Raw genomic sequence first — 23750 nt, forward strand, 5'->3', positions numbered from 1 at the left:
ATAAGTACTGATTTTCTGCTATGTAGCAGGTATCAAAAACTGATTTTAAGATCGAGCCATCATTCATGTTGTTTTTAATCTATGTTTATACCGCTTGTTTACATCCGCATTTTACTACAAATGCTCACATTAACATTTGCGGGTCTACATCCAGACTAATTTGCAGCTTCTGCGCCTGAACATCGTCGTCCATGCGCCGGGCGGTCGCGAGCGCCAGTCCAATGGCGTCGACATCCCCCCGCCATTTTATCATACATTGGAATCTGTATCTATTCTTGATCCGAGGAATCGGTGATGCTACCGGGCCAAGCACATCAAAGGCATCATTACTGAAACGGTCCAAACTACCTAACCAGCCAGCAGCATTTGCCTTTTCTTTCAGTATTCGTGTGTAGTTCTCAGCCAACCGGATCAGTACCGGAAGCTGCTCATGTGAGAAAGTCACCAAAATCAGGCGACAGTAAGGCGGATACTGCAAATTGCGCCGATGCAATAATTCCTCACGGACAAACGAAACATAGTCATGCTGGCTCGCATGCCCAATCGAATAGTGCTCTGGTGTATAGGACTGTACGAATACCTCGCCTGGCAGTTGATGTCGACCAGCACGGCCGGCCACCTGGGTGAGCAGCTGAAATGTTTTTTCGGCAGCCCTGAAATCAGGCAAATTGAGTGCGGAGTCTGCGGTGATGACACCAACCAGAGTGACATCAGGAAAATCAAGCCCTTTGGCAACCATCTGGGTGCCCAGCAATACGTCAGCCTTTTTCTCACGAAACTGCTTCAATAACTTCTCATGCGAACCTTTTTCGCTCGTTGTATCCACGTCCATTCGAATAACACGAATACCCGGGAACAGCTTAGCCAATTCTTCCTCTACCCGCTGTGTACCTGTACCGAAATATCGAATATGCTCACTGCCGCAATCCGGACACACTTCTGGTGCTGCTTCCGCATAACCACAATAATGACAACGAAGATTGTTTGAGCGCTGATGATAGGTTAATGAAATATCACACTCGGGACAGCCTGCAACGTATCCACAACTGCGACACATCACAAAGGTAGAATAGCCACGTCGATTCAGCAAAAGCACGGTCTGTTCCCCACGCTCCAACCGCTCTTCCAGCCCTTTATGCAAGGCACGGCTGAACATCGAGCGATTTCCGTCCTTCAACTCTTCACGCATATCAACAATTCGTACCTCCGGCAGCTTATTTCCAAGTGCGCGGGTAGGCATCTCCAACAAAAGTGGTGCAAAATCATCATTGCTCTGCGAACGAGCAGCATAGTAACTTTCCAGCGAAGGTGTCGCTGAACCCAGGACAACGACCGCCTGGTGCTGCTGTGCTCTTTTTACCGCTACATCACGGGCATGATATTTCGGGGTTTCTTCCTGTTTATATGAAGTCTCGTGCTCCTCGTCCATAATGATCAGACCAAGACGACTAAACGGAGCAAAGACTGCTGAACGGGCGCCAATGGCAACTTTCACCTGGCCTTCCCTAATTTTGCGCCACTCATCATAACGCTCTCCACCAGACAAACGACTGTGCATCACAGCAACCTGATCACCAAAACGTCCTTTAAAACGCTCTACCATCTGCGGTGTCAATGCAATCTCGGGTACAAGTACAATTGCCTGCCGATCCTGTTCAATACAGCGCTGAATGGTCTGGAGGTATACTTCCGTCTTGCCACTGCCTGTTACACCATGAAGCAAAAAGACGCCATGGCGCCTTTCCTGTAATCGACCATTGATATTGTTATAGACTAGCTGCTGCTCGTCGGTCAGATTCAGTGGCTCGGTCGCACGAAACTTACGTCCCTGATAAGGGTCACGAAAGACTTCGACGTCCTCCGTCACAACTAACCCCTTCTCCTCAAGCCCTTTGACTGTAGCCGCTGATACCTGAAGTGTGGACAACAATTCTTTCATCGCCATCGGCAACAGTTCTTTCATTTCCAGCAAGAAAGCCAAAACTTCTTTCTGCCGTTGCGCCTTTGCCGGGAATGAAGTCAATGCCTCTTCCGCAGCCGCTGCATCCACAGCTAGATTAATGGATTTCATCGTTTTTTTATTCAGCTTGTCCTTAATTGCCTGACTTTCCAGCAGGACACCACTGAGCAACAACTTCTTGATCAGCGCAGCATGATTGGGGTATTTACGACTCAATTGTTGCAGGGGAACCTGCCCACGACTCTTCACAAAACGAATAATATCTTGCTGCACTTTTTCTGAAGTCGATTCTTCTCCCCATACAAAAAGAACTTCTTCGCCTGACGCAGAACCTGCCATTTGTCCATCCAGAGCATCTCCAAGTGAGATATACCGTTCTGCTTTCCCTTTCAGCGCAGTCGGTACCATCACCTGCAAAGACAAAATACGGTTGCTGGCATAACGTTCACTCATCCACTCGGCTAATTCCACCAAATCTTCAGACAACGGTGGAACGATATCCAGCAATTCCTGAATCGGTTTGAGTTTGAAAGTCTCCGTACCCGTGCGAGGCACCAGATCAATTACGAAACCTTGCACCGTCCGATGACCAAAAGGTACACCTACCCTGCTGCCAATCTCAATCCATTCACGCATGGATTCCGGCACCAGATAATCAAACGGCCGGTCCGTTTCCTTCACAGGAACATCGACAATAACCTTGGCGATCTCCATATTAATTCCTCCCGGCAATGCGCTCCGCCGCAATCGAAAGCAACCGGCGGGCCACCTCTTCCTTGGCCACCACCTGAAGCTCTTCCACCAAACCTTCACGGTCATAGATGTGCACCGCGTTGGTATCTGTTCCAAATCCGGCACCCGTCTGCGTGACATCATTGGCTACGATCAGATCACAGTTTTTCCGTTCCAGTTTCTCACGTGCATACATTTCTAATGAATTTGTCTCCGCAGCAAAACCAATCAAAAATTGATGGCTCTTCTGCTTGCCCAGCGTTTCAAGAATATCTATATTTTTAATAAGTTCAAGCGATAATGTATCGCCTTTCTTCTTGATTTTCTCCGTGTACACTTCCTTGGGGCGATAATCCGCAACAGCCGCGGCCTTAACCACGATATCTGCATCATCCCACTCACCTGCTACCGCATCATACATATCCTGCGCAGACTGTACCGGGATCACCTTTACATTGGCTGGCGGCTGAACCTGGGTATTCCCCATAACCAAAGTCACATCTGCCCCCAGATCACGCGCTGTCGCTGCAATGGCAAAACCCATTTTTCCAGAGGAATCATTGGTAATATATCTCACCGGATCAATGCGTTCAATGGTACCTCCTGCAGTGACCACAACCTTCTTCCCGCTCAACAAGGAAAGCTGTTCGTTACGTTCCCGTTTGGCAGACTCCTGCTGTTCAAAAAATCGTTCCACCACATCGACAATTGTCTCTGGTTCTTCCAAACGTCCTTTGCCCACGTACCCGCACGCCAGTTGACCTTCACCCGGTTCAATCATCATAGTTCCGCGCTCCGTTAACAGGCACATATTATGCTGCACAGCCGGATGATCATACATATGTACATTCATCGCTGGCGCAATCATCACCGGTGCAGTGGTTGCAAGCAAGGTTGTAGAGAGCATATCATCAGCCATCCCATGTGCCATTTTGGCAATCACATTGGCTGTTGCCGGAGCAACCAAAACAAGATCGGCCATATCAGCCAGATGGATATGCGAGACGACCGAAGGCTCCCGCTCATCAAATGTATCACTATATACCACATTTCGGGTCAAGGTTTGCAGCGTTAATTCGGTAATAAACTGTTTCGCGGAATTCGTCATAATGACATGAACGTCCGCTCCTTTTTGCACCAGCCTGCTGCATAATGTAGCCGCTTTGTATGCGGCTATGCCGCCAGTCACACCAAGCACGATTTTTTTACCGTTCAACATGGTTATCCCCCCGATATACGACGTTTATAATGATGAATAGAGAAAAAAATAACAACCTCGCGGTTGTCAAATAAATCCGGCTTGCGCCGTATGCAGTTGAAGAGCAGCCGCAGGCGGCTTACTCTTCTTCCTCTTCGTCCTGTCCTTTGATGACAACGAGCAGATCACCATAAATTTCTTCAAGTGCAACGCCAACCTGTTTATGGGATCTGGCATTTCTCAAATCCGTTTTCTCACCTTCACGAAGCTGTCTTGCCCGGCGGGAAGCGGCAACAACAAGGGAATACTTGCTGTCGACTTTGTTCATCATTTCATCAATAGAAGGATACAGCATATTTACAAAACACCTCTTTGCATTAGTATAATCACAATTCGCCGCCTGACGGAATCATGGTGCACCGCTGGATACACTAACCAGACTGGAGCTGCTCTACATATATACTATGACAGCAGCTCCACTGATTATCGCATTTTGCGGCGGCAATTGGATTATTTATTGATCTTACAATGTTCGGCGATAATGATGCTTTCTATTCGTTTACACGCCAAATCAATTTCATCATTAACGACAGCGTAATCGTACTGCTCCAGCAGACTGATCTCATCTACCGCGACGGACATCCGATGATCAATCGTCGCCTGACTTTCCGTACCACGGCCCTGAATGCGATCTTTAAGCTCGTCCAATGAAGGAGGCAACAGAAATACAAAGATCCCTTCCGGGAACTTTTCTTTCACTTTCAACGCGCCTTGAACTTCAATCTCAAGAATGATGTCCCGGCCCTCGTTAATCGTTTTCTCCACAAAATCACGCGGTGTTCCGTAATAATTCCCTACATATTCTGCGTGTTCCAACAATTGATCTTCAGCAATCATGTTCAGGAATTCTTCATGGCTTCTAAAGAAATAATTGACGCCATGTTCCTCACCCAGACGTGGCTGACGAGTCGTTGCCGATACAGAATAAATCAATTCCGGCACCCGTTTGCGCAAAGCGCTGCATACTGTACCCTTCCCGACCCCTGATGGGCCGGACAACACTACCAGTAATCCCTTAGACATATTACACTCCATTTTATTCGTCGTTGTCATCATCTTTCGAAGAAAGACGATGGGCGACCGTTTCTGGCTGAACTGCAGACAGAATGACATGATCGCTATCCGTAATAATAACGGCACGAGTACGTCTTCCGTATGTTGCGTCTATCAGCATATGACGGTCTCTTGCCTCTTGTATAATTCTCTTGATCGGCGCCGATTCCGGACTCACGATGGATATAATCCGGTTCGCCGATACGATGTTACCGAATCCAATGTTAATGAGTTTGATTGCCATAATCAGGTTCTTCCCCCTATACATGCGACTCTTTTGCCGAAATATGACCGTTCATTCGATATTCGCCGCTTGCTCACGAATTTTCTCCAGTTCCGCCTTCATCTCGACAACACGGTTCACCAGAGCCAAATGGTTGGCTTTTGATCCAATCGTATTGACTTCCCTATTCATCTCCTGAATAAGAAAGTCCAACTTGCGGCCTACTGGCTCATCACTTTTCAGCAGCTCCCTGCTCTGTCCAAAGTGACTCAGTAGACGCGTAAGCTCTTCCTCTATGTTAGAACGATCGGCAAACATAGCAATTTCCATACCCAATTTATGCTCGTCAAAAGGGAAAGAGCCTTCTTCCTGCATTTCCGTAAGCCTTTGTCTTAACTTGTTGCGATGATCACTCACCACAGTCGGCGCAAGAGCAAGCATCTCGGTATGCAGTGATTCCAGACGACTGACACGTCGTTCCAGATCACTGGCCAGATGAAGACCCTCGCGGGCGCGCATCTGCTCCAGACCGGATAAAGCCTCTTCCAACCCCTGCTGCAGGACACGCTCCCATTCGTCTTTCTGCTCTTCCGGAAGCGAACTCGTCCCATCCGAATGAACCATGACATCTGGAAGTGCCAGCATATCCATAATACTCGGTTTGCCCTGCATACCATAGCGGCTCTCCAATTGCTCTGCGGCCTGAAGATAGGCCCTGACCGCCTGCTCATTCAGAACAGCGGGAAGAGCCTGGTCTTCATCTTTTTCTTTCATTACATAAACATCAATCCGCCCACGTTTTAAGCGGCTCTGTACCTTTTTTCTCAATCCGTCTTCATAACACGTCCATTCTCTTGGGAGACGCATCATCACTTCGCAATAACGATGATTGACAGACTTGATTTCCAATTGTACCTTATAGCCTCCAAAATGAAAGGCGGATTGACCGTATCCGGTCATACTGAATGACATCGGCATCACATCCGTTACACTATTGTAATTGATTATTAGGGTTGAAACAAGTAGGACATTGATGCTCCGACTTCTCCCACACATATTGGGTCAGTTCGGCCGTCATACTATAGAACATAAATGGAGTCATTAAATAGATTCCTTTGAAATGTTTTGTTGCTACATCCAGAAGCTCCTTAGCGATCTTCACACCCATCGCTCGACCTTCTTCGCCTTCAAGACCAGCCATCCGGGAACGCACTTCATCCGACAGATGAATACCCGGAACCTCATTATGTAGATATTCGGCATTTCGTCCGCTGGCTAAGGGCATTACCCCTACAAAGATCGGCACTTCCAGATGCTTGGTCGCTTCATGCATGGCTACGATTAGTTCAGGATCGTATATCGGCTGCGTCATAATATAATCGGCTCCGGAAGCAATCTTTTTCTCAAGCCGCTGTACAGCCTTATCCAGATGTTTCACATTTGGGTTAAATGCGGCACCGATAACAAATCCCGCCTTCTGCTTGAGCGGTTTACCGGAGAAGGATACGCCGTCGTTCAACTGCTTGATCATACGTATAATTTCAAAAGAAGTTAGATCATATACCGAGCTTGATCCGGGCAAGTCTCCAAATCGTGCAGGGTCACCTGTTACAGCGAGTACATGATTAATGCCTAGAGCATCAAATCCCATCATGTGCGATTGTGTCCCGATCAGATTCCGGTCTCGACATGCAATATGCACCAGCGGGCGCAAACCTGTACGATCCTGAACAAGATGGCCGAGAGCCATATTACTCATCCGGGTAACCGCTAGGGAATTATCAGCCAATGTTAACGCATCTGCACCAGCCGCTTTCAATGTCTCGGCACCTTTCATAAACTTCGCAATGTCGAGATCACGTGGTGGGTCAAGTTCGACGATGACCGTATGGCGTTGTTTGACTAGATCCACAATCGTAGGCTGCCCACCCCGTCCAGACCGTTCATCTACATTCTCATGCAGGATAATACGCGGTTTCGACTCGGATGGGTCAGGTTCCAATATTGGAACAGGTGTGTATTCAACAAGAGCCTGGGCAATTGCCGCAATATGATCAGGTGTCGTACCACAGCAACCTCCGATGATACGTGCGCCCAGATCAGCGAATTGCACTGCCGTCTGTCCGAAGTATTCCGGGGACGCTCCATAACGGAACTGACCATCGACGTAATCCGCTGCACCCGCATTCGGATAAACAGACATTGGGACACCGATACGGCCTGACACCGTCTCCATCGCCCGCATAATTCCGTTTGGACCGGAACGGCAGTTAAAACCAATGACGTCTGCCCCTTGCTCACGCATGATTCGGAAAGCTTCTGGCATCGTATATCCATCCAGTGTGTGCCCTACATCCTCAACAGCGAACTGTCCAATCACGGGCAGATCACTCAGCTTGCGAGCCTGCAGGAGGGCGATATCCATCTCCTCGATATCATAGAAGGTTTCGAGCAGAATACCGTCGACTCCTTCATCGAGCAGTGCAAAAATCTGTTGCTGATAGAAACGCTTCAATTCACTTGTTGATACGTTCGTCCGCTTTCCTCCACGAATGGAGCCAACCGCGCCAAGAACATAACCGTTTGCGCCAGCTACTTCTTTGGCGATACGCACACCGGCACGGTTGACATCCTCGACCTTGGACTCCAGACCAAACTTGGACAACTTATCGTAATTGGCAGAGTACGTATTGGTTTCATGAATTTCCGTACCTGCATCGCGGTAACGACGATGCACATCTGCCACCACTTCAGGTGATATCAAGTTCAACTCTTCATAAGAAATCCCTACCGGGAATCCCATCTGATACAGGAAAGTTCCCATCGCCCCATCCCCTATGAGGACCCGTTCCTGCATTACACTGCGTAAATCCGCCTTCATCCCTTTTCCCCCCGCCTGACTGATCATTTCATACTAATGTAACACAAAAAACATCTGAAAACGAAGAAAAACACAGGTTTTTCGTGAAATTCAGTTTCTATAACCCTCTAGACTAGTAGGAATTCATATAATTGCAAAAAAAGAGGCCCTAAGGCCTCCTCATTTAAACGTATTCTTTACGAAGTGACTCCCTTGAAAACAACTTCAGCAGGTCCCGTCATGTACACGTGGTTGTCGGCTTCGTTCCACTCAATATGAAGATCGCCACCCTTGAGGCTGATCACCGCTGTACGATCCGTATGTCCGTTCAGAACGGATGATACTAGTGTTGCGCAAGCTCCGGTTCCACAGGCAAGTGTTGGTCCAGCACCGCGTTCCCACACACGCATGTCCACATAGCCGCGATCGCGAACCGTTGCGAACTCTACATTGATTTTTTTCGGAAACATGGGATGAACCTCAAGTAGTGGCCCCCATGTCGAGAGATCAAAATTCACAGCATCATCCACATAAATGACTGCATGAGGATTACCCATGGAGACTGCCGTAAATTTGAACTCCTGTCCATTTGCTTCGATGGAATGATCCACCACCGGATTGGCATCCACGGTGGTTGGAACCTGAAGTCCATTCAGGATAGGCTCTCCCATATCCACACGAACGGTTTCCACTTTACCATCACGAATGTTCAAGCTTACTGGTTGTACACCCGCACCGATGGTTTCTATCGTAATCTGTTCTTGGGTCACATGGCCGTGATCATATACATATTTGGATACACAGCGTATGGCATTGCCACATTGCTCTGCTTCCGAGCCGTCCGAGTTCATGATGCGCATCTGAAAATCCGCCTTCTCTGAAGGAAGTATATAAACCAGGCCATCCGCACCGATGCCGAAGAAACGGTTGCACCATTTTACAGCCAATTCTGCGGCATCAGCCGGAAGCTGTTGTTCTCCAAACACAACAATAAAATCGTTGCCGAGTCCGTGCATTTTTGTAAATTCCATAACCTTGCCCACTCCTTTTGGCAGTCTGCTGCCAAAGCGTTATTCTTGCTTCTCTCTACAGGATACCCTGGATATTCATATCCAACATTCCCAATAAAAAAAGCTATCCTGCAAAATGCCGAGGAATCTCGCCTCGAATCATTTTGAGGATAGCATAACGAAAACGATAAGCAATTGCTATTGATTTTATGCCGAAAACTTTGTACTTTTCGGTACGAAGCGCCCAGGGCCCATGCGGCGACGGTTGCGATGACCTCCCCACACACTGCCCACTCCCATAAGGAAGGTTGGAATACCTGCGGCAACGATGGAAATGGCCCATTCACGCATACCCAGGGGTACGGTTTTGAAGATAGGCTGCAACGGCTCTACATACATGACCGCCAGCATTAGCACGATAGATGAAATGACGGCAAACACCAAATATTTATTCTGCAATGGATTCCGGTGGAAAATGGAACGGGAACTACGGCAGTCAAATACATGAATGAGCTGTGCCAAAACGAGCGTTGCAAAGGCAACAGATTGAGCTTTAATGAGCTGACCTGGTTGATCTGGCGCCGCCTGTAGGGTAAGCCAGAAGGCCCCAAGTGTACAAAGCCCGATCAACACACCCCGACTGACAATTTTCCAGCCCAGTCGTCTGGCAAAAATATTTTCTTTGGAACCACGCGGCTTGTGTTCCATCAGATCTTTTTCCGGCTGATCCACACCGAGCGCCATTGCTGGCAATCCATCCGTCACCAGGTTGACCCACAGAATCTGGATCGGCACGAGTGGCAAAGGTAATCCCATCATCATCGCGAAAAACATCGTTAAAATCTCGCCAACATTGGATGCCAGCAAATACCGGATAAACTTGCGGATGTTCTCATAAATATTACGTCCTTCTTCAATTGCAGCTACTATAGTAGAGAAATTATCGTCACTCAGAATTAACGCCGATGCTTCCTTCGTCACATCCGTGCCGGTAATTCCCATCGCAATACCGATGTCTGCTGCTTTAATGGCTGGTGCGTCGTTCACGCCATCTCCAGTCATCGCTACGACATGTCCTTTGCGCTGCAATGATTTTACAATCCGCAGTTTGTGCTCAGGTGATACTCGTGAGAACACGTAAATGCCCTCCACCTGTTTATCCAGTTGCTCATCCGTCATGCCCGCCAATTGCTGGCCGCTAAGTGAAGCCCCACCTCGTGGAAGGATACCCAACTGCTGGGCGATAGCCTCTGCGGTTGTGCCATGATCACCGGTAATCATAACGGTACGTATGCCTGCTCTGCGACAAGTCGCAATTGCATCCCGTGCCTCACGCCGCGGTGGATCAATCATGCCTGCAAGCCCGACAAAGACGAGTTGGCTCTCGGCAGCATGTTCATTCTCTACTTTTTCATCTGGCCGTACATCGCGGTAAGCCATCCCGAGAACCCGCAGTGCAGAACCCGCCATATTCTCGTTCGCCGCCATGACTTTCTGCCGCAGCGTTCCTGTGAAAGGTACAACATTGCCTTCCCACAAAATGTAGCTGCATTGCCCAATCAGCACATCCGGTGCACCTTTAGTGTAGATCGTGCGCCCACCCTGATGATGAACCAGAACGGACATCCGCTTCCGATCAGAATCGAACGGAAATTCCTGCTCACGTGCATATAACTCTTTGAGACCAGCTGGGGTAAGCCCCATTTTGGAGGCCAGTGTTACGAGTGCCCCTTCCGTAGGGTCGCCTTTCAGCTCCCATACCACGCTGTCTTCCTTGACCGTTTCATTAACATGATCTTTCTTTGTACTTTTCTTCGCTTCTTTCTTACTATCCTTATTTGTCTCTTTGCCTTTCTTTTTATTCCGCATCTCATCTGCAACACTCTCGATAATACTGGCATTGTTACATAGTGCGCTGATCTGAAGCATTCTCCGCAATGTCTGGTCACTCTTCAGTTCCAAGGTACGACCATTCTCCAGCATCTGTCCTTCCGGTGCATAACCATCCCCGGTGACCTTGATGCTGCGTCCCTCCAGCCACACGTCCGTAACCGTCATCTTGTTCTGGGTCAACGTGCCCGTTTTATCCGAACAGATGACCGAGGCACAACCAAGGGTTTCGACGGAAGGAAGCTTGCGCACAATCGCTTTTCGCTTGATCATACGCTGTACACCCAGGGCAAGCGCAATCGTTACAATCGCTGGTAAACCCTCTGGTATGGCGGCAACTGCAAGACTGACCCCTGCCAGAAACATGCCTACTGCCGGTTGTCCATGCAGAATTCCTGCAACAACAACCATGACTGTTAATCCGAGCGCCACAAAAATCAAAATTTTACCCAGCTGTTCCAGCCTGTGTTGCAGCGGTGTTTCCTGTTCCTCCGTATTCTGGATCAGGTCGGCGATTTTGCCCATCTCGGTATCCATGCCTGTCCGGATCACAACGCCCTTGGCTGTACCGCGAGTGACCATCGTCCCCATGAATCCAATGTTCTTCTGATCTCCTAGCGGTACGTCATCCGCTGCTATGGGACGGCAATGTTTGCTTACAGGAACTGATTCACCAGTGAGCGCAGATTCCTCCACATCGAGGCTATTTGTGGACAGCCAGCGCACATCGGCAGGAATACGATCACCACTCTCCACAAGCACGATATCCCCTGGCACCAGAAGTTTGGCTGCAAGATGAGCTTCCTGACCCGACCTTAACACTTTGGCCAGTGGAGCCGACAATTGTTTCAATGCACGAAGAGAACGCTCCGCCCGGAATTCTTGTACGAATCCAAGAATGGCATTAAGGACGATGATGGCAACAATCGTTACAGCATCCAAGTATTCTCCAAGCAATCCGGACACCAGTGTGGCCCCCATCAACACCAGAACCATGAAGTCCTTAAATTGATTAAGCAATAATGTAATTGGAGATATGCGCTTTCCTTCGCTCAGCTCATTCGAACCGGCGGCCTTCCTCTTTTCTGTTGCAGTTTCTTCGGTTAACCCTTCCTCAAGACTGACGCCAAGAGTGTTACGAAGCTCTTCAACGCTTAGTTGGTGCCACTTGGTATGTTCCATGCTTCAAAATTCCCTCCCAGTCTGTATTTCCTCTGTAAAACGTCACACCTACTTCACCGGCTATGCTAATCAACAGGTTGTACGCGATGCCGGACAAACTACCTGCTCTATATGTATTCGGACAGGACCCTAATTAGCACCCGATGGCGAATCCTTTCCCTGATGGGCAGAATAAGCTAAAATAAAGGTCTGCGGTCATACACGCAGTTGCAATCCGAGTTTTTGCTATGTAAACGAATACGAATCTGCAACGGGTTCTTTTTACATATCCCGGTGTTCATTTCAGTTATAGATAGAGAGGACGTTGAAAAAAATGGCATTGGACGGCATCGTAACACGAGCTATCGTACATGAACTGCAAGGCTGCAAGGGCGGACGCATCAGCAAAATACATCAACCTAACGGGCATGATGTTGTACTGACCCTCCGTGCTCAGCGTGGAAATAGCAAATTGCTTATTTCGGCTAGCCCGACTTATCCGCGTGTGCATTTTACCGAAAAGACGTTTATTAACCCTACTGAAGCTCCAATGTTTTGCATGCTGCTGCGCAAACACTGTGAGGGAGCGATCATCGAGGAGATCCGTCAGATTGGCATGGAGCGGATTATTCATATTGACGTGCGTCAACGTGATGAACTGGGTGATGTTTCGGTCAAACGGATCATCATTGAACTGATGGGGCGTCACAGTAATATTGTTTTGGTCGATCCGATAACAGGAACGATTCTGGATGGAATTCATCACGTAACCCCGTCCATCAGTAGCTACCGGGTCATTATGCCTGGATTTTCGTACACCGAACCACCAGAGCAACATAAAAGCAATCCACTAGAAGTGAGCAGCACTGAATTCCAAAATAGCTATACTGCTGCTGAAGAAGAAGCTTCTCGCTGGCTGGTAAATTCATTCAGCGGTCTTAGTCCCCTGATTGCAGGGGAGATTACCTCTCGGGTGTCTGCTATTAAAGGTGACGATCAAGCTGCAAGTGAAGGTGAGGTTCGAATCGAAGCCGATGCACTTTGGACTGCTTTTGAGTCCGTCATGGGACCAGTAAGAGATAATAGTTATACACCTGTGACTGGGCAGAACGCCAAAGGCAAAATGATTTTCTCGGCCGTTCAGCTTCAGAGCATTCAGGACGCAGAGAAAACCTATGACACGATGAGCAAGTGTATGGAGGATTATTTCGGAGACAAGGCCGAGCGGGACACTGTCAAGCAAAGAGTGAGCGATCTGCTTCGTTTCCTGCAAAATGAGCGCAGCAAAAACATCAAAAAGCTCGACAACCTGAACAAGGATCTGCTGGAAGCTGACGATGCGGATAAATTCAGATTATGGGGTGAGCTGCTGTTTGCCTCCCTGCATCAGGTTAGTAAAGGGGACAAAAGTGTGGAGCTTGTGAACTTCTATGATGAAGATCAAGCGAACATTACCATTCAGCTTGACCCATTACTTACACCGTCTGACAACGCTCAACGTTATTTCAAACGATATAACAAATACAAGAACAGTCTGGCTGTTATTCATGAGCAACTTGGAAAAACGAAAGACGAGATTGACTATCTCGACAATCTGCTCCAGCAACTGTCTATCGCATCCATGAACGACATCGAGGAAATTCGCGATGAGCTTGTGCAACAGGGTTATCTTCGTGACCGCAACAAAAAAGGCAAAAAGAAAAAGAAAAACGACCGCCCTACCGTGCATCAGTTTACTTCTTCAGAGGGAATTGAACTTCTCGTAGGTAAAAACAATCTGCAAAATGAGTACGTCACCAACCGTCTGGCTTCTTCCAATGACACTTGGTTGCACACCAAAGACATCCCGGGTTCACATGTCGTCATTCGCAGCACTGATTTTGGCGAAGCAACCCTGGAGGAAGCTGCACAACTCGCGGCTTACTTCAGTCAGGCCAAAGAATCCAGCAGCGTTCCGGTGGATTACACCTTTATCCGACATGTCCGCAAACCAAGTGGCTCCAAACCAGGCTTTGTCATTTATGACCACCAGAAGACCCTGTTTGTGACGCCGAACGAAGAGCTGGTTAAAAGTTTGCCATCCACGATCAAAAATGGATAAGTTGTTTGCTTCAATCCTGTAAAACAACGTAAAATCCCCCAGAACAATAGACTGTTCGGGGGGGGGATTTTCTTTGTTTCTCAAAAAACCATGGACTTAAACTGGTGATTGGATGTGCTTACATGTCCTGGATCACAGCAGCAACCAACGAGCGGGCACAGCAGTTATTTGAACGTCTTGGAGCTGCTCGCGGCACATGGGTGAATTATTCCATCACCTAGCCTAATTATATGCAATCAAAAAGGACATAAAGACATGGATAGCGACTAACACTCACCCCATCTCTATGTCCTTCTTTATTTCATATTCAATTTTAGCACGATGACAACCGATCTCTTCTCCCCCAGTCTCATGCAACAAATGAAGAGAGTTTCCGAATCAAGACTTCCCGGCTGCAGCCCGGAGTTTATCGAGTACATCAATGGTTACCGTTTTGCTACCTAGATCCCCATGGAATACTACCCCTTGTCTTACACCATGGTAATCTGAACCACCTGTTTGAATGAGCCCAAATTCCCGTGCCAACTCCGCATATCTGAGTTCCTCTTCTGGTCCATGATCCGAATGAACCACTTCAATACCGTCAGGTTGGGCGTCCACCAGAATACGACGAACCAATTCATCGTCTGCGTATAAACCAGGATGAGCAATAACAGCAGCACCACCTGCATCTTTAATCCACTGACATGCATCTTCCGGTGCAACTCGGGGAACCGACACATAGCCCGGTTGACCTTCAGCCAGATAACGATTGAACGCATCCCTCATATCAGCTGCATAACCTTTCCGTACCAACACATCGGCCATATGAGGTCTACCGATGCTTTCATCTGGTTCCAGTGGTCGGCCCAAGCCATCAATGACCTCCTGCCAACTGATTTCAAGTCCAAGCTCCTGCAGTTTGGCGATGATCAGATGATTGCGTTCTTCCCTCGCTTCTCGAAGCCCGCGCAGTCGTTCCAGAAATTTCTCATCTTCTGTATTCACATAATACCCCAGCACATGAATATCCTTGCCATCCGCTCGGGTACTTATCTCTACCCCTGCCACAACGTCAATTCCATACTCACGGCCAGCCCGCTGTGCCTCGGCTACCCCCGCTACAGTATCGTGATCCGTCAGCGCAACCGCAGACAGTCCTCTTTGTTTGGCAAGCTTTACATTCTCGGCAGGTGGCTGCATTCCGTCCGACGCTTGGCTATGCGTATGAAGATCACAACGTCCGTTAGATTGATGCATGAATAACAGCTCCTTCTTATATCAAATGATTAGCTGAACTAATTTTCACATTATATAATCCTCTTATTCCGCTCGTCCTTCTGATGTTGTCTGCTCATGCTGACGTAAATAATTCAGGAAAGCTACTGCCGATAAGGGAAGTAATGAAGATTTCAGATGTATAGCATAGAATTGTCGTTTGAACTCAAGCCCACGAATATCCACGATATGAACCAGTCCAAGAGCTAGTTCATGCTGAACCGACGACGGGGATAACATCGTGATACCCACACCCGCTTCCACGGCGGATTTCACAGCACCTGTACTGCCAAGTTCCATCACCACATTCATGTCCTGCGGATCTATATTTCTCTTCTGCAACTGATCTTCCATCACCTGACGGGTGCCTGAGCCTTTCTCCCGCAGTACAAATGCGTAGCTCAGCACATCTTCCAGCTCTACTTCACCACGATCTGCCAGTGCATGTCCTGCCGGGACAACCAGCTTCAATTCATCCTGCATGACCGGCTCTACAATCATATCCGGGTGGTGAACTGGCGCTTCAATCAGTCCAAAGTTAAGCTGATGTTTTAGGATATCGTCCATAATTTGCGTAGTATTCATCACTTTCATAACGATCGAAATATCCGGGTATTGGCGAGCAAAAGGGCCCAGCATTCGTGGCAACACATACTCACCAATCGTCAAACTTGCCCCGAGCTGCAATCTGCCTTGGAGCATCTGTGTAAACGCAGACATCGCTTCATCTGTTTGTCTGACCAACTCTACACTGCGTTTGGCGTGAGGCAGTAATGTCCGACCCGCCTCGGATAATTCTATTTTCTTGGTAGAACGATGCAGCAGCTTGGTCCCAAAATAATCCTCAAGCGATTGAATCTGCATCGTCACCGCAGGTTGTGTCATATGTAGTGCTTGCGCAGCCGCTGAAAAACTTCCCTTCTCTGCTACGGTATAAAAAATATGCAATTGATGAAAATTCATATCTTCGCCCCTCTTCTGTACGCTTACCCCATTGTAGCCGATTTCATGATTTCCAACAAAAAAAGCATGCAGCTTGTCTGCATGCGATGTAACCTGAATCTATCAATTCGAAAATATGGATTATTCCAAACTTACTTATGCTTACGACTGTTCTTGACAAGAGTCATTCGTCTTGAATGTCTTAGCCAAGAATAATACGATTTTAAATCCCGCAGTTCAATTGTCTCGGACATTTTTCCCAGAAACGTAACAACAATCATCTTATGAAGCGGATTGCCAGCGATATCATATTCCCCTTCAAGTTCAGAAAATTCAGCAACCACGACCAGATCTTCGTCAATCAGGTAAACATCCTGCTCATTACGGTAGTATGGTGTAATACGGTCCTGCTTCAGACACTCCCATAACCATGCCGCAATATGGTCATCATCATTACGTGCCGGCTCAATACGGTCTGCATACCGCATCTTGGCATGATTGGTAATGACGATGTCGGCCACTTTTTTGTCTCCAAGAGCCACGAAAAAAGGCTCGTACGTGCTCCAACGTTGCATCACCTTATCACGCATGGGAATCACTCTCCACCAGATAGGACTTTCTATCTATTTGTTTACCCAATATATTACAACATAAGTCCCGCAATCTCAAGGCGTAACTTCAGTATTTTTCACAAAATCCAGTTTATGCATAATTCAATAAAAGAGCGGCCCCGAAGGGCCCCTCTGGTTAATCGTTTGGAAATATACAGTGGCAACAAGTTCACTGTACATTTCCAAACCATTTTGTTATATCCCGTAAAAACTCGTTTTGTCCATCGTTTTGCTAGCATACTCTGTTTTGATCTCATTCCGGTAGGAACGTTCGACCTTGCGCACATAGGAAAGTCTGTTCACATTTTTCATCGTATCTTCAGCCCGCTCTGCATTAACATACATGACGACATAATGCATACGGCGGGAGATGTAATGAACGGTACCATATTTTTCGAGATTACGAGCCGCTTTCAAATCACTGACCCAAATAATGAATCCTGTCCTTTCCGCAAACATCATTTTCCCCGCCTTTCTATAATGGAGACCGGAGCCTTGGAAAGGTCCGGTCTGTCATGAATTTTTTTCTGATCAAATCTTAGCTACAACCACACTTGCCTCCGCTACCGCAGCCGCCCTTCGGATTCGGATCATTGCTCGGTACCTTAATGGTCGTTGACACGGCGAATGCAATCGTCTCCGACATCTGGAACAACATATCGTCCAATGCCTTCTCCGCCTGTTTGAAGCGGGCTACCGCCTCGAAATGTTCCAATTCAAGCTCTAAAGCCTGAACCTGATCTTTTGCGGCGTGATAGTCCGGGTGAAAATGCCCAAAACGCTGGGTTTCTTCGAATAGTTCCTTTTTGGCGTCCAGCTTGCGTATTCCCGCCTGAATTTCAGGGTTCGTCTCCACTTGCTGCTTCCAATATAAATAATCCGATACTTCGGCTGATTGGTTAATCATGTCGCCCAGTTCATATGCGCCCGTTAACACTTGGGCCATATCGACCGTGTTCATTTCCGCTACGCTCATGAAATTCATCCTATCTATATATAAAGTTCTACTTAACGTAGACTACTTCATCATATCATATCCCCGAAAAGTTAAGAAGAGTTTTTCCTGCAAATAGAAATAAAGGGAACAGGCGATCTGCTTTGGCAAAGTCGATCAAGTTTATGCATGGTTCGGAATAATAAGGCGAATCTGGTTCCATTCGTTAGGCGAAAAAGTACGGCGTTCTGCGGGATCTGTTCCACCATCAGATATGTACCAGCCCGTTAGAGTCCAATCTTCATGACCCTGAATCTGATCGGGGATAACATAAATGATACTGCTGTCCAGCTTCAGACCCAGTTTTGTCTGCCATTCAATGGCTTTTGCAGCAATCTGACGAGCCGTAGACACATGATACCCTCGCCACTCGTTATGCCACATCTCCGGAATCTCTCCGTATCCGGGATAAAGACCCGATTGTTCCGTGATGGAATGATCCTGTTCATACGTGTGAAGTTTGGAGTCGTCTTGAATGAGCCCAACTCTCCCACGAATATAAAAGAGTTCCTTCGGTACCTTAAGTTCGTCTTTGAACTCATCTGCTCCGACAATGGATTCATCTGCAATGACTTCCAACTCTGTGCGGTTCAACTTCTCAAGTAATTCACTTCTCGATTCATATATCCATGTATCCTTTTTCTTGACTTCATCCGTTGCTTCATCCTGATTAACGTTCTGTCCAGCATCCATGTGAAGTCTCTCTGCCTCCTGTCCCCACTGCTGGATTGCTAGCTCCACATGCTCAGGTACTCCCGAGCCAGCATAGCGTTTAAGGAAGTTTATCATTACATCCGCTGTAAGACCGATCTCGGATGCTACAACGATTCGTTCCTTCGTAATCCGATATATGGACATTCGATCACGACTCATAAGTTCTGCACCAATGTCCAGATTCCAGCGGACCTTGGGGGTTACATCTGGCGGGACCATAATTTCAAAGTCAGGCTGCACAAAAATGGTATTCTTTTCGGCATGTTCCGCTTCATCATTCGCCAAGTTCAGTAAGATTTCAGGATCAATCTGCCAGCGAAAAAAAAGCTCTCTTGCTGCTGACTCACCCACCTCCCCATATCCTAAACCTGCCAGAACATTGAGCCACCCCCGGATATGTTTTAAGAAGTTTAATCTTGAAAAACCTCCACTCTCTCTGCTTTCAATTACATCTTCCTGCCCATCGTGGTCTAAAGTTCCTGCTGGAATACTCAACCATTCATTTCCCCGTGAAGCAAACATTAGCAATTGCTGACGAAAATGCTGAAGTTTAGGCTCCGCTATACCATATCGGTCCATGCATACGCTATAAATTTCTCGGTGCATTGAAGACCACGGCATCGTTAACCAGTGAGAAAGACGGTCAGGTGACACATTCATCCGATTATGCGTCTGTTCAATCAAACCCAGACTGAGCAGCAAATCAATCACAAGGGCCACATGGACCGGGTACACATCTTCATGATCGTAGCAAATACCTAGTTCGGCAAAGTCTTCAGGGCCCAGAACTGTCATTCGGCTTAATCGCTGCACTATTTTCTTGTGGATCGTTCCCTTACTTGTTAATGGAAGTCCTCCTTGGGCTTGACCTTCTCTTACCATCCAAGCCAATACATGCAGAAGCTCTGCAGCAATATCTGGCTTAGCCTCTCGAATAATCTTCACGTGTTGGACTTCACTAATGGATATGGACTTAGCTTGTGTCATTTCATCCTGTAATACATGCACTTTCTGCTGAACGAACTGTTCGACCCGTGCCACATAGGCAATAGTTAACAAAGAAAGTAGTGATTCTGGTATGTAATACAGGCGTTCTCCCCAAGACTTGCGCACAGCTTTGATCCAGCCTTTATGCCGAAGCGCTATAAACGCGGTTACTGCTTCAGCTCTGCTAAGACCATCCATAGCCCACTCTGCTGATGTCAACATGTTGGAAAAGGGTTGTCCGGCAAATTTGCAGAAAATCACACCGAGTACCGTTCTTTCAACGCATGAAAGCTCTTTTAATGATTTTATATCCAGATTACCTTGTGTATGCATTGCTTATCATGCCTTTCCCATTATTTTAAGTAAAGGTGTACACCCTTTTTCATTGCAATTCATGAATGATTTTGTACTCATATCCTTGTTCGACCAGGAACATCTGACGACGTAATGCAAACTCCTGTTCCTTACTGTCCTCGGATACCAAGGCATAGAAATAAGCTTTATTTTCTCCGGACTTCGGCCTTAAGATCCGACCCAATCGCTGGGCTTCTTCCTGCCTTGAACCGAAACTTCCGGATATTTCAAGTGCAACAGCAGCATCCGGCAGATCTACGGCAAAATTGGCAACTTTGGATACTACAATTGTTTTGATTTCTCCACGTCGGAACGCTGCAAACCATTTCACTCGTTCTTGTTGGGACATTGTACCCGATATAAGCGGCGCTTCAATTTCCCGGGCAATGCTCTCGAGCTGATCCAAATACTGTCCGATGACAAGCGCTGGCATCCCCTCATGATGGTCCAATATCCGTCTGATCACAGCTAATTTGGCCGGATTTTCGGCTGCAAGGCGAAATTGATGCTTCACCTCTGCTTCTAAATAGTTGGATCGTAGTTCCGGAGTAAACGGGATGCGTATCTCCTGGCACTGTACATTAGCTATCCATCCTTGCTGCTCCAATTCTTTCCATGGCATGTCATATAATTTTGGACCAATTAGTGAAAATACATCCTGTTCACAGCCATCCTCACGCACCAATGTTGCTGTCAATCCCAGTCTTCTCGTAGCCTGAATATCTGCAGTAGCCCGAAATACAGGTGCTGGCAGCAGATGGACCTCATCATAAATGATGAGCCCCCACTGACGTTCACTGAGCAATTTGATATGAGTAAAATCAGCATCTTTCGATTTTCGATGTGTAAGAATTTGATAAGTAGCCACAGTCACAGGTTTAACCTGTTTTTTCTGACCGGAATACTCACCAATTTGTTCACTCGTTATCGTTGTTTTGTCCTGCAATTCCTGAATCCATTGCCGTACGGATGTGGTGTTTGAGGTCAAGATAAGGCATTCACATTGCAAACGTTCCAATACCGCCATCCCAATAACTGTTTTGCCTGCACCGCAAGGGAGAACAAGCAGGCCACTTCCTCCCATGCCTTCGCTACCTTCAAAAGCATCCACAGCATCTCGTTGGTACGGTCGCAACTGGAAGCTGTCCGAACTGTCACTTTGAGTATTCGCTTTCCATTCAAACGGAAGACTTGTTCCTTCTCGATATCCCGCATAATCCAGCACTGGATAACCCAAGCGGGTCAACTCCCGTTTCAGCAATCCGCGTTGCTCACCGCCAAGTAAAAGCTCATGGGGATCGACACGCTCCATCCGAAAAGCCGAGATGGTTTTCATACTGCTTAATTCATCCAGCAATCGTTCGTCTTCGCTCACGAGACGCATTCTCCCATGAACTGCCTCTGGCTTCAATTGCAGCTTCCCATATTGATAGATAATTCTCTGAATATCTTGAATCAGGGCCGCAGGAACATTCCAACGAGACACTGATTCCAGACTTGCTATCACTTGATCAGCACTCCATCCGAGTGCAGCCGCATTCCACAGTGATAATGCAGTAATACGATATGTATGAAAAGCCGCAGGTGTCTTCACCAGTTCCGCATACATCCCTAATTGAGCTCTGGCCTGATCAAATCCGGGATGACCCACTTCAAGCAATACTGTAAAATCACGCTGCACAATACAGGCGCCCGTTTTCTCCATTCCGCTTCCTCCCTAATTTAAAAATGTCTATATGTTTTTCTGAATAACAGGCATCACAAAAAGTCCAGTTTCGGTTTCTTCCGAAATTGAACCTGTATAATACAACAGTTCGACCTTAATTTTAGCTTTATAAAGACCTAACAAAAAAAGCACCCTGCCCATACCTTGGTATGAATAGGATGCCCAACTATAATCAAATCATTCGGCTGTATATCCTTTAGCCATTGCTATAAATAGTTTTACAGCATTTTGCATGGCATCCTCATCAAAGTCAAACTTTGGATGGTGATGCGGATAGATGGCATTCTTCTCCGGGTTGCCTGCTCCGACAAACATAAAGCAGCCAGGAATCTGTTGCAGGTAATAAGCGAAATCTTCAGCTGGCATCAACATCGGTGACTTCTGTACCTGGTCTGCACCAAATACATCTACCGCTTCCTTGAAGAAACGCGCCGTTTCCTGCTCATCATTCACGACTGGAGGATATCCCATAATATAATTCAACTTCGTCTCAGCACCATAGATCTCTCCGGTCTGAGCCACGATCGTATGCACACGTTCCTTCATCATACTGCGTGTCTCTTCATCAAAGGTTCTCACCGTACCCGTCATTTTGCATAACTCGGCGATGATATTCTGTGCTGACCCTGCCTGCATCGTGCCAATTGTCAATACTGCGGGACGCAAAGGATCTACTGAGCGACTGACAACCGTCTGCAATTGCATTACTAGGGCGGAACCTGCCACGAGGCTGTCCACTGTGGATTGCGGCATGCCGCCATGTCCACCTTTTCCTTTGATCTCAATATAAAAGTCATCTGCCGCTGCCATCATCGGCCCCGGAGTACTTGCTGCCACGCCTACAGGAAGCGGGGTCCATAGATGAATACCATAGATGACATCTACCCCTTCCAGTCCTCCGTCTGCAATGACCTTGAGAGCCCCACCTGGAAGCAATTCTTCTGCAGGTTGGAACAAAAAGCGAATCTCACCCTTGATCTCATGTTTATGACGGCTGAAGTACAATGCCGTGCCTAGCAAAATGGATATGTGACCATCATGACCACAGGCATGCATGGCTCCTGCTTGTTGTGATGCATATTCAACGTCCTTCTCGTCCTGGATCGGAAGTGCATCCATATCTGCACGAAGCATTACGACAGGCCCTGGCTCGTCCCCACGAAGACTACCTATAACCCCGTGTCCGCCAACGTGCCGTTTCACTTCAACGCCAAAGCTCTCCAGCATACCCGCTACAAAAGAGGATGTCTTCTCCTCATGAAAGGAAACCTCAGGATTCCGATGAAGATGACGACGCCATTCTACCATGTGGATTTGCAGGTCATTCCACCATATATTATTTGTCATGTCTCTCCATCCTTTCGCTCTCTATACGGGACTTTCATCAAGCCCGAACCTTCCTCTTGAAACCTATTGCTGTATATTGTAGCAGAATTGGAAGAAAACCGATACGAATGACCGCTTGAAAGCTTGCACGGGAAGGGGAAACATACTATCATAAAATAGAGAAAAGAACGAGATTTATACTCTCGGAAGCTTATGAGGAGGATCAGACGCTTATGATTTTTGAGAATACAGGCTTGGATGGCTTGAAGAGCGACTTGGCATACCTGGATGAGAGCGCCGAGAAAGTCGGATTTGTCCGGTGGCAATGGGAATATTATCGTGCTACATATGACTACAAAATTGAAGATGAACAAACCAAATCGGAATACTTTGTACGTATTAATACCCGTGCGATAGACGGCAAACTCGAAAAACCGGATACGGTTCTCGCAGTTGAAGCTGTTTATCTTGGAAAAGCAACCTTTCCACATGGTCTGGATTATGACTCTACCGTACCGCAGCCAGTCGTGAAGCTGGCGGCCCAAAAATTACAGCAGCTTAAAGAACTGCTGGAAGCTTAGGCTGGGCCGA

The 23750-nt window shown here is 47.3% G+C and carries 19 protein-coding genes; 2 read left to right on the top strand and 17 right to left on the bottom strand.

Annotated features, from left to right (window positions below; translation table 11 throughout):
• Positions 1 to 124 precede the first annotated feature (124 nt).
• The 9 genes from priA to CS562_RS22350 form a co-directional block, all read right to left on the bottom strand.
• The gene (gene priA / locus CS562_RS22310; RefSeq protein ID WP_076288231.1) at positions 125 to 2674 is read right to left on the bottom strand and encodes a primosomal protein N'; all 2550 of its coding nucleotides are present in this window, start codon (positions 2672 to 2674) and stop codon (positions 125 to 127) included.
• A 1-nt stretch (position 2675) separates the two neighbouring features.
• On the bottom strand, positions 2676 to 3911 hold the full coding sequence (coaBC, locus tag CS562_RS22315; protein WP_076288230.1) for a bifunctional phosphopantothenoylcysteine decarboxylase/phosphopantothenate--cysteine ligase CoaBC: 1236 nt from the start codon (positions 3909 to 3911) through the stop codon (positions 2676 to 2678).
• A gap of 118 nt (positions 3912 to 4029) precedes the next feature.
• Positions 4030 to 4245, bottom strand: a complete 216-nt coding sequence (gene rpoZ, locus CS562_RS22320) for a DNA-directed RNA polymerase subunit omega (protein ID WP_024631120.1) — start codon at positions 4243 to 4245, stop codon at positions 4030 to 4032.
• Positions 4246 to 4400: 155 nt separating this feature from the next.
• Entirely contained in the window at positions 4401 to 4973 is a 573-nt protein-coding gene (gmk, locus tag CS562_RS22325) for a guanylate kinase (RefSeq protein ID WP_024631121.1), read from the bottom strand.
• A gap of 13 nt (positions 4974 to 4986) precedes the next feature.
• Positions 4987 to 5247: an extracellular matrix/biofilm regulator RemA gene (remA, locus tag CS562_RS22330; RefSeq protein WP_006209218.1), complete on the bottom strand. Its 261-nt coding sequence runs from the start codon at positions 5245 to 5247 to the stop codon at positions 4987 to 4989.
• Positions 5248 to 5298: 51 nt separating this feature from the next.
• Positions 5299 to 6198 (bottom strand): YicC/YloC family endoribonuclease, encoded by a 900-nt coding sequence (locus CS562_RS22335; RefSeq protein WP_076288229.1) that lies wholly within the window; start codon positions 6196 to 6198, stop codon positions 5299 to 5301.
• Positions 6199 to 6217: 19 nt separating this feature from the next.
• Positions 6218 to 8107, bottom strand: coding sequence for a bifunctional homocysteine S-methyltransferase/methylenetetrahydrofolate reductase (locus CS562_RS22340; protein WP_099858251.1), 1890 nt, complete (start codon positions 8105 to 8107; stop codon positions 6218 to 6220).
• 176 nt (positions 8108 to 8283) lie between these two features.
• Entirely contained in the window at positions 8284 to 9117 is an 834-nt protein-coding gene (gene dapF, locus CS562_RS22345) for a diaminopimelate epimerase (RefSeq protein WP_076288227.1), read from the bottom strand.
• A gap of 186 nt (positions 9118 to 9303) precedes the next feature.
• Positions 9304 to 12168 carry a calcium-translocating P-type ATPase, SERCA-type gene (locus tag CS562_RS22350; protein ID WP_099858252.1) on the bottom strand — a complete coding sequence of 955 codons (2865 nt, stop codon included), beginning with the start codon at positions 12166 to 12168 and terminating at the stop codon, positions 9304 to 9306.
• Between the two features lie 313 nt (positions 12169 to 12481).
• Here CS562_RS22350 and CS562_RS22355 point away from each other — a divergent pair, with 313 nt between their 5' ends.
• A complete protein-coding gene (locus CS562_RS22355; protein WP_099858253.1) occupies positions 12482 to 14248 on the top strand; it encodes an Rqc2 family fibronectin-binding protein in 1767 nt (588 codons plus the stop codon).
• Between the two features lie 378 nt (positions 14249 to 14626).
• On the opposite strand, the gene CS562_RS22365 is transcribed toward CS562_RS22355, so the two are convergent.
• The 8 genes from CS562_RS22365 to CS562_RS22400 form a co-directional block, all read right to left on the bottom strand.
• Positions 14627 to 15487 (bottom strand): PHP domain-containing protein, encoded by an 861-nt coding sequence (locus CS562_RS22365; RefSeq protein ID WP_099858254.1) that lies wholly within the window; start codon positions 15485 to 15487, stop codon positions 14627 to 14629.
• A gap of 63 nt (positions 15488 to 15550) precedes the next feature.
• Positions 15551 to 16468: a selenium metabolism-associated LysR family transcriptional regulator gene (locus CS562_RS22370; RefSeq protein WP_076288223.1), complete on the bottom strand. Its 918-nt coding sequence runs from the start codon at positions 16466 to 16468 to the stop codon at positions 15551 to 15553.
• Between the two features lie 131 nt (positions 16469 to 16599).
• On the bottom strand, positions 16600 to 17037 hold the full coding sequence (locus CS562_RS22375) for a hypothetical protein (protein WP_063565592.1): 438 nt from the start codon (positions 17035 to 17037) through the stop codon (positions 16600 to 16602).
• A 216-nt stretch (positions 17038 to 17253) separates the two neighbouring features.
• Positions 17254 to 17517: a YlbG family protein gene (locus tag CS562_RS22380; protein ID WP_063565591.1), complete on the bottom strand. Its 264-nt coding sequence runs from the start codon at positions 17515 to 17517 to the stop codon at positions 17254 to 17256.
• A gap of 79 nt (positions 17518 to 17596) precedes the next feature.
• Positions 17597 to 18034 (bottom strand): YlbF/YmcA family competence regulator, encoded by a 438-nt coding sequence (locus CS562_RS22385; RefSeq protein WP_076288222.1) that lies wholly within the window; start codon positions 18032 to 18034, stop codon positions 17597 to 17599.
• 141 nt (positions 18035 to 18175) lie between these two features.
• On the bottom strand, positions 18176 to 19975 hold the full coding sequence (locus CS562_RS22390) for a helicase-associated domain-containing protein (RefSeq protein WP_180287203.1): 1800 nt from the start codon (positions 19973 to 19975) through the stop codon (positions 18176 to 18178).
• A 160-nt stretch (positions 19976 to 20135) separates the two neighbouring features.
• Entirely contained in the window at positions 20136 to 21812 is a 1677-nt protein-coding gene (locus CS562_RS22395) for a DNA repair helicase XPB (RefSeq protein ID WP_099858256.1), read from the bottom strand.
• Positions 21813 to 22010: 198 nt separating this feature from the next.
• Positions 22011 to 23180: a M20 family metallopeptidase gene (locus CS562_RS22400; protein ID WP_076288219.1), complete on the bottom strand. Its 1170-nt coding sequence runs from the start codon at positions 23178 to 23180 to the stop codon at positions 22011 to 22013.
• Between the two features lie 212 nt (positions 23181 to 23392).
• Between CS562_RS22400 and CS562_RS22405 the strand changes: the two genes are divergently transcribed.
• Positions 23393 to 23740 (top strand): YugN family protein, encoded by a 348-nt coding sequence (locus tag CS562_RS22405; protein ID WP_053784292.1) that lies wholly within the window; start codon positions 23393 to 23395, stop codon positions 23738 to 23740.
• Positions 23741 to 23750 lie beyond the last annotated feature (10 nt).

The sequence above is a fragment of the Paenibacillus sp. LK1 genome, assembly GCF_002750415.1.
Taxonomy (GTDB): domain Bacteria; phylum Bacillota; class Bacilli; order Paenibacillales; family Paenibacillaceae; genus Paenibacillus; species Paenibacillus taichungensis.